The organism is Acaryochloris sp. IP29b_bin.137 (assembly GCF_028285745.1).
Lineage (GTDB): Bacteria > Cyanobacteriota > Cyanobacteriia > Thermosynechococcales > Thermosynechococcaceae > Acaryochloris.
In genome coordinates this window covers 1-8,034 of record NZ_JANQOP010000187.1, presented here as the reverse complement: position 1 = coordinate 8,034, position 8,034 = coordinate 1, and the positions used below count along the sequence as shown (strand labels likewise).

Genomic DNA, 8,034 nt, shown 5'->3' with positions numbered 1-8,034 from the left:
AATACTCTGGAATTGGCTAAAACTCAATTTACCAGAGATCGCATAAGTTTAACTTTGGAGGTTTTGAACCTTTTGATAAGTAAATCTTATTCAATATTAGTGAATTAAGTGTATTTCATCTTTACAAGGATTTACATTAGCAAATGTGATTACTCTTGCACAACCTTAAAGCAGCTTCATGGATGCAGATGGGGAGAAATGTCAGAGTATGGCAAAAGCAGAAGTGAAGTCTCAAGTCATCCAGCAATGGGAAGTCCAACTGAAACCTAGGGAAGGAAGAAGGGAGCAGCATTTGCAATCTCATCTCACGCCCCAGAAAGCATGTAATTCCACACTAAATCCCATGCCGTCGGTGACCTGGCTTATACTGAACTTTAATGGCCTTTTGTAATAAATATTCAAGGTCGTTTGTTACACTTAGCACTCAACACACACCTGCATGGGTTTTTGGAAAAGCTTATTTGGTGGCTCTGATGGAGCATCTGCCCAGACTTTGGTTCCTGCCAATGGTTCGATAGGTCCTAGTATTTCGATTACCAATAATGCTCGAGGTTCTAGAGCAACGCCGTCAAAAATTACCTTCAGTAAAGACCGCGAAATCGATCTCTATGAACTGGAGGAGCTATGCGACTCCGTTGGCTGGTCTCGACGCCCCATTCGCAAAGTCAAAAAGGCACTGAAGCATAGCTTTATTGTGGTCTCAATGTGGGAGCAGAGGGGAAATTACAGCCGCCTGATTGGCTTTTCCCGGGCAACATCCGACCATACCTTCAATGCGACGATATGGGATGTTGTGGTTCACCCAGATTTCCAGGGTCAAGGGTTAGGTAAGGCCCTGATGAAGCAAATTATTAAAGAGTTACGCCGCGAAGACATCAGCAATATCACTCTGTTCGCGGACCCTCATGTCGTTAATTTCTACCGGGACCTGGGATTTATGCCTGACCCAGAAGGGATAAAAGGCATGTTCTGGTACCCTAATTTTCGCTAATCCTTATCTAGGAAGCTGGAGTAAGCGCCAACTATAGCGCTGTGAAGCGATGGGGAACAGGCAGTCTGGAGGCCGGAAATGTTTTAGATTGCAAGGGGCCACCCCTTAAGGAATCAGGATATTTTGAAATTTTAAGTACAGTTCTATGAATGCGGGGTCTAATTTCATGGCCATCCGCAGAGCCTGATTGGCGTCTTGATATTCTTCTAGGTCATAGAGAGTCGCTGCCAATCCCACAAAGCTATGGGCATGTTGGCCATTTAATTGTGTGGCTTGTTCAAATGCCGTTGCCGCCTCTTCAAGAAAACCAATTTGATGTTGGGCTAAACCAAGCCCGTAATAAGCCACTTGCAGGCGAGGGTTGAAATAAATTGCTTTTTGATAGGCCAGCGCAGCTTCATCAAAATTTTTAATTTGAAAGAGAGTACTGCCTAAATTGCAGTAGAGTTCGGGACTTTGGGCAGCGTAATCAAGCCCTTGATGATAGGCAACGACCGCTTCTACGAAATCTTTATTTTGATATAGGACACTCCCCAGGCCATTGTAGGCAGCGGCCAGAGTTGGCTGCTTTTTCAGGGCCTGCTGAAAGTTATCTTTTGCGCCGGAGTAATCCGCTTGCTGGTATTTACAAACTCCCCGCCGAAGCCAAACGATGGCCCAGGAATTTTCGTCCGTCTCCTCCGTGTTGCTCCAAGCGGGTTGAGGACGCTGAACTTGAAGCTGGGTTACTACGCTCCGATCGGTTCCAGATAAAACAGGCTGATCGGTTGTTAAGGAGGGCGGTTGAGGCTGTGGGGGCTCGCCATCAGGGTGGGGGGCAGACTGTTCGAGTTTGGCCTCAATTTCATTGGCAAGACTGAGTCCCCGTTTGATAAATGAAGAGACTTGATCTTCAACTCGATGATGCAAAGACGGCAGATTCAACTTTTTCGGGTTGGATTGTTCGTTTGGACCTTCTGCCATGGCATTTAGCCCATCTTTGCTTTAAGCTCATTCAGCTGCTGTTGAGCCATTGATATTTCTTGGTCGAAGCGATGGGCCATTTCTAGTAATAAATCTTGCCCAAATTGCTCAAGTTTCTGGGTTTTGATTCGCAACTGATGTAATTCCGACTGGGCAAGGGTCTGGAGTTTAGCTTCAATACTTTGCAAACGCTCTTGACTTTGAGCAATTTGACGAATAGTGCGAATCAAATCAGCCGTGGCTCCTTCCCCCTGAACAGAATCTGGGCTACTTTCCCAATCCTGCAAAATCGCCCTCAGTTGAGCTTCATCCCCTGACTCATAGGCTCGATTCACCAATGCCATAAGCTGTTCTCGCCGTTCCCGTTCTTTAGGATCCGTAGCTAAATCGGGGTGAATCCGCTTGGCGACCTCCCGATAGAGCTGTTTGAGCTGGACCGAGGGTTGAAACTTATGGTTTGATGCCATCAGGGTTAAATATTTAGCAATCTGGGCATTGATTTGGTCTAGCTCTTCTTGGCGAATGCCCACCACTTGCATGTAGCGATATTCAAAGGAGTGGAGCTCGGCTTGAAACGTCGCTAGCTCTAACTCCCGTTGAGCTAGTTGGACTTCGAGCGCAATCAGTTCTGCTTGCTTTTTTTGAAGTTCTAGCTCTTCTGGCGTCAATTGACGCACTAGACTACTACTCATTGACTCAGTATTGGCGATGGAATGGGGACTGAATAAGCGGGTGTTGTGCAAAACAGAGAGCGTGCCCTAGTAAATTGGCAATGGGGGTTGCCGAACCTCAGTTGAAAAGCCAGTTTTTAACTAACTTAGCCTACTTTCTAGTCTGGATGAAAGAGGGAACACCCGCAATCAAACTCAATCCAATCAGGCTCGGTAAAAACCAATTTCCCCATTGTACGTATAGGGTCTGGGTTTGACGTCGATAAACGGTAGCAGCATGAAACACAAAGGTTTGAGGAGCAGATCGCCATAAGGTTTCTCCATGGGGATTAATCACACCTGAATAGCCTGTATTGGTAGACCGCGCAACCCAGCGATCGGTTTCAATCGCTCTCATCACATCATGGGCATGGTGCTGGGCCATCATCCGAGTGTTGTATGGGTCGTTATTGGAAGCCGTGAGAATAAACTCACCCCCTCGGGCAGCCTGCATCTGAAACAATTGTGGAAACACTGAATCAAAACAAATTCCTGCAATCGCAGGTCCCCAAGGCGTGAGAAATTGCTGATTGGGGTTACCCAAATTCATCTGTGCACTAACAGGGGTCAGACGACCAAACAATTGACCTAATAAAGGTTCAAAGGGAATATATTCCCCTAAAGGGACGAGCTTAATTTTGTTGTAGCGACTAAAGACACTGCCATCCGGCAAGACCGTAATTAAACTTTGGGTAATGCGGTGGTTCTCAGGCATAAAACTTCCCAGCCAAACCACGACTTGCTTCTCTTGAATGGCTGCGGCGAGGGGAGGCTGATCTTGCCAGAGGAAAGGAAAGGCCCCTTCAGGGGTAAGGACGGCATCAACCCCTTGATCCGCCAGTTGTCGATAGGCAGATTCATAGTTCTTTTTCCCCAATGCTAGGCCTTGTTTGAACAGTTTGATGCGAGTGGGGATATTGCCTTGGACAATGCCAATCGTGAGGGCTGTATCTTGATCAGCCGTCAGCGGTTGGGCATAGAGAACCCATCCGAGCAGATGTAGAGTGATAAAGAGTGCGATCGCAATGCTACGATACCGCCACCGATGTCTCAGCGTTGACCAACTCTCGGCAAAACAGCCGTTTACCATCACCAAAGCGGCAACAATCACCGTTGGGCCAGATAGCCGCCCCAGATGCAAAATCACCAGATTAGCGGGACTCTGAGTGTAGGAAATCGGCGTCCACCACAAAGGAGATTGGGTCCAAAGCCACTCCAATCCCGTCCAAGCTGCCGTTCCTGCCAAGATCCGACTATAGATGGGGAGTTGGATAGTTACCCATGCCATCCATCCGGCCCAAAGCGTAGCAATCAAAGCCCCATAAACCGTCACAAACAGCCAACAGACCACCGCAATGGTAATGCTGGTCCACCAAGACAGTCCCATCCAGGTCATGGGATGCAAGCCCGTTAACCAAGACAAAGCGATGCCTTGATATCCCAGGCCCCAAATAAAGCCAAGCCGCATCGCCCGCCAGATATTCCCCTGGGTGCGTTTAACGGTGATCCACAAGGGGACCAAGGCAATCCATGCCAGCCACCAGGCCTCCACCGGGGCAGGAATAATACCCATCACCAAACCTGAGGCAAAAACAAGTCCCCATTCTCCCAGAGCAATCGGATGGGGTTTCAGCTTGAGCTGTTCTTGAACAAGATGTCGCACGCGGGTTCCAAAGCTTGCTGTAAGGTCTGCTGGCAGTTTATCCTGATTAAGTTTTTTCAGCGGCAGGAATCTGATCTGAGATCGCATGTCATCCAGACAGACCACCGTACTATCCCTACTTTATGGAAATTCCTTGACTTCGTTATGCTGAATTTGAGGTTCTCGTTTTACATCACTGCTATCACGGCACTCTAAATCCCAAGACCCGAGGTTTTCATGGACAACAATAACTTTCTCAAGCAAATGTTAATGATTGGCGTAGGGACTACATCCTTCGTTGCTGAAAAACTGCGGGAGGTCAGTGATCAATGGGTCAATGAAGGACGGCTCAACCCTGACCAAGCCAAAGCGTTCGTTGATGACCTACTCCAACAAATGCGGTCTGATCCGGGAGATTGGGAAGCACAGATGGAACGACAAGTGCGAAGTATGATGCAAGACCTTGGGTTGGCCAGACAGGCAGAAGTGGATGAATTGCGCGGTAGGATAGATCGGCTGGAACGACAAGTGCGAGACTTAGAAAACAAGCTTTGGCGATAGTCTCTTACTTGGCGATAGTCTTTTATAAAGTCCCAGTAATATTCATCGTTCAGAAAATGGGAGGAATGACTTGCGAAATATCTTGATCAGTTTCGGAATTGTCCTGGTCTGTAGCGCTGTTTTGCTGATTGCCCAAATCACCCAGGGAGCAACCGAAGTTTCCGCAGAACCCACTCAACCGGTTATCGAACAACCCACCCTGGCCGCCATCCCTGTCCCTCAAACCACGATTGCCGATATGACTACAACTGAAGACGCTGACTATACCACCACCCCCTCAGGCTTAAAATATCGTGACCTGGTAGAAGGAAGCGGGGAACAACCACTGCTGGGCCAGATGGTGGTGGTTCACTATACAGGTACTTTGACGGATGGGAGCAAGTTTGATAGCTCCCGCGATCGTGGTCAACCTTTTTCGTTCCCAATTGGTAAAGGACGAGTGATCAAAGGTTGGGATGAAGGCGTGGGATCTATGAAAGTAGGGGGTCGCCGAGAACTTATTATTCCGCCTGACCTCGGCTATGGCGCTCGCGGGGCAGGAGGAGTGATTCCCCCCAATGCCACCCTAGTCTTTGATGTTGAGTTGTTGCGAATTCAATAGAACGGATTCTATACGGGTCATTTTTTGACTGAAAAGCCATTGAGAGGATGGCCCGTACCACTCCTCATCCATCTTCACAACCCGAACGAACAGCGCCCTTGACTAAGTTTCCAATGTATCTTTAAGGACAGTTCGAGCGGCTAAATGATTACGGGTAGAGGTTAAAATTTCGGCTTCTCGCTCCAAACGAGCCTGAGTATCTTGCATCTCAAGCAAGGACTGTTGCTCAAGGGCAGCCCCATAGAAGTTACTCGCCACCCAATAGGAAAGCTTCACCGGCTGGTTAGGAATGTCGTTGGGAAGGTTGATTTCCTGTTCAGTAAGCTTAGCCGAGAGCCGGACAACATCCTTAAGTAACTGCCTTACATTAGTGGTTAAAGTCAGTAGATCTTGCGTTTCATCTAAAGGTTGATCGTCTATCCACTCTACCAAACCAATACGATACGGCTTTTCCCGAACGTAATGTAAAACCGTAAACCGCTGCTGGCCCAGCGTCAGAATCATAATCCGGTCGTCTGGGAGCCGCTCAAACTTGGTAATCTCGGCACAGCAACCTACGGTTGCAGCTTCCCCTTTATTGGGATCCCACATTAAGACACCAAATTGGCGATCTTCCTCCAAAATAGTGTTAATCATGATGCGATAACGGTATTCAAAAATATGGAGAGGCAATGGCCGCCCAGGAAATAAAACAACATCAGGCAGAGGGAATAGGGGAAGCTCGCGGACGGCGATTGACGAGGGAATGGCCATTATTAGTGGGAGAACAGGTCTAAGAAGTACTCTTATTCACTCTAGCCCATGTCTCCCAAAGAATTCACAAACAAAGCGGGTTGAAGCGCTACCTCTAGAGCTTGACTTCAATGTCCACACCCGCAGGTAAATCAAGTTTCATCAAAGCATCAATGGTTTTGGGAGAAGGCTGGTAAATATCAACAATGCGGCGGTGAGTCCGCGTTTCGAAGTGTTCTCGTGAGTCTTTGTCGACGTGGGGGGACCGTAGCACACAATAAATACGTCGGCGGGTGGGTAAAGGGATAGGACCCACAGGGGAGGCATTGGTCCGTTTGGCCGTCTCAACAATCTTGTCACAGGATGTATCAAGCAAACGGTGATCAAAGGCTTTGAGGCGAATGCGAATTTTTTGTTGCTGGAGAGTTGTCATAGCTTAGGTTAATCTTTAATTGTCAAGGTTCTGAGGGAGGATAGACTGAATCGCACAAATTCAGTTTTATTTTCGTGGGTCTAAGGCAATAGCCATTACTACCACCTTAGACTCCATGCTAGAAGGGGATCAACAGACTACTTTAGAATCTTGGAAACAACCCCTGCACCAACCGTACGCCCACCTTCACGGATCGCAAAACGCATGCCTTGCTCAATGGCAATGGGGTTGATTAATTCAACCGTCATTTTAATGCGATCGCCCGGCATCACCATTTCAGCGGCACTCCCATCATCTGCCGTAAAAGCACTGATGGTGCCGGTTACGTCGGTTGTTCTTACGTAGAATTGAGGTCTGTAGCCAGGGAAAAACGGGGTGTGACGTCCACCCTCATCTTTCTTGAGGATGTAAACCTCTGACTCAAACTGAGTATGGGGAGTGATAGAGCCAGGCTTAGCAAGCACCATACCCCGCTCAATGTCTTCTTTTTGCACACCGCGTAGCAGAAGACCTACATTATCTCCAGCCATACCTTCGTCAAGGGTCTTTTGGAACATCTCAACGCCAGTTACGGTTGTACTGCGGGTATCTTTAATTCCCACCAATTCAACGGTTTCACCAACCACCACTTTTCCACGCTCGATCCGTCCAGTGGCAACGGTTCCACGACCCGTGATCGAGAAAACGTCTTCAACAGCCATCAAGAAAGGCTTATCAACGTCTCTTTCAGGTGTGGGAATGTAGGCATCAACCTCTTCCATTAACTTGTAAATCTTATCGACCCATTCGTTGTCACCTTGCTTCATGGAGTCGGCACCGTTGAGAGCTTCTAATGCCATTAATGCAGAGCCAGAAACGATGGGAATATCATCACCCGGGAAATCATAATCGTTTAAAAGTTCACGAACTTCGAGCTCAACCAACTCCAGTAATTCCTCGTCATCAACCTGGTCTTGCTTGTTCATAAAGACCACAATATTGGGAACCCCAACCTGTTTCGCTAACAAAATATGCTCCCGAGTCTGGGGCATTGGGCCATCGGCAGCGGAAACCACCAATACGGCGCCATCCATCTGAGCAGCACCAGTAATCATATTTTTGACATAGTCAGCGTGACCAGGACAATCCACGTGAGCATAGTGCCGCCCTTCTGTCTCGTACTCCACGTGAGCCGTATTGATGGTAATCCCTCTTTCCCGTTCTTCTGGGGCCGCATCAATGTCATCGTACTTCCTAGCTTTGGCTTGGCCTAGGGCAGCGAGAGACATGGTAATTGCTGCTGTCAAAGTGGTTTTACCATGGTCAACGTGACCAATGGTGCCAATGTTGACGTGGGGTTTTGTTCGTTCAAATTTTGCGCGTGCCATGTATCAACTATTCCTTTTCGATGAATTATGCGTT

At 48.0% G+C, this 8,034-nt stretch carries 9 protein-coding genes; 3 read left to right on the top strand and 6 right to left on the bottom strand.

What is annotated here, in order from left to right; all coding sequences use genetic code 11:
* The first annotated feature begins 439 nt into the window (after positions 1–439).
* Positions 440–991 carry a GNAT family N-acetyltransferase gene (locus Q0991_RS13710; protein ID WP_299489295.1) on the top strand — a complete coding sequence of 184 codons (552 nt, stop codon included), beginning with the start codon at positions 440–442 and terminating at the stop codon, positions 989–991.
* A 105-nt stretch (positions 992–1,096) separates the two neighbouring features.
* Here Q0991_RS13710 and Q0991_RS13705 read toward each other — a convergent pair whose 3' ends face one another.
* From Q0991_RS13705 to lnt, 3 genes are all read right to left on the bottom strand, one after another.
* Entirely contained in the window at positions 1,097–1,954 is an 858-nt protein-coding gene (locus Q0991_RS13705; RefSeq protein ID WP_299489294.1) for a tetratricopeptide repeat protein, read from the bottom strand.
* Between the two features lie 5 nt (positions 1,955–1,959).
* Positions 1,960–2,646 carry a J domain-containing protein gene (locus Q0991_RS13700; protein WP_299489292.1) on the bottom strand — a complete coding sequence of 229 codons (687 nt, stop codon included), beginning with the start codon at positions 2,644–2,646 and terminating at the stop codon, positions 1,960–1,962.
* Between the two features lie 130 nt (positions 2,647–2,776).
* On the bottom strand, positions 2,777–4,327 hold the full coding sequence (gene lnt / locus Q0991_RS13695; RefSeq protein WP_299489291.1) for an apolipoprotein N-acyltransferase: 1,551 nt from the start codon (positions 4,325–4,327) through the stop codon (positions 2,777–2,779).
* A gap of 216 nt (positions 4,328–4,543) precedes the next feature.
* Between lnt and Q0991_RS13690 the strand changes: the two genes are divergently transcribed.
* Entirely contained in the window at positions 4,544–4,867 is a 324-nt protein-coding gene (locus Q0991_RS13690; protein WP_299489290.1) for a phasin family protein, read from the top strand.
* 70 nt (positions 4,868–4,937) lie between these two features.
* A complete protein-coding gene (locus Q0991_RS13685) occupies positions 4,938–5,468 on the top strand; it encodes an FKBP-type peptidyl-prolyl cis-trans isomerase (RefSeq protein ID WP_299489289.1) in 531 nt (176 codons plus the stop codon).
* A gap of 102 nt (positions 5,469–5,570) precedes the next feature.
* On the opposite strand, the gene Q0991_RS13680 is transcribed toward Q0991_RS13685, so the two are convergent.
* From Q0991_RS13680 to tuf, 3 genes are all read right to left on the bottom strand, one after another.
* Positions 5,571–6,221 (bottom strand): LON peptidase substrate-binding domain-containing protein, encoded by a 651-nt coding sequence (locus Q0991_RS13680; protein WP_299489288.1) that lies wholly within the window; start codon positions 6,219–6,221, stop codon positions 5,571–5,573.
* 94 nt (positions 6,222–6,315) lie between these two features.
* Positions 6,316–6,633 carry a 30S ribosomal protein S10 gene (gene rpsJ / locus Q0991_RS13675; RefSeq protein ID WP_010467965.1) on the bottom strand — a complete coding sequence of 106 codons (318 nt, stop codon included), beginning with the start codon at positions 6,631–6,633 and terminating at the stop codon, positions 6,316–6,318.
* Between the two features lie 137 nt (positions 6,634–6,770).
* The gene (tuf, locus tag Q0991_RS13670; RefSeq protein ID WP_299489287.1) at positions 6,771–8,000 is read right to left on the bottom strand and encodes an elongation factor Tu; all 1,230 of its coding nucleotides are present in this window, start codon (positions 7,998–8,000) and stop codon (positions 6,771–6,773) included.
* Positions 8,001–8,034 lie beyond the last annotated feature (34 nt).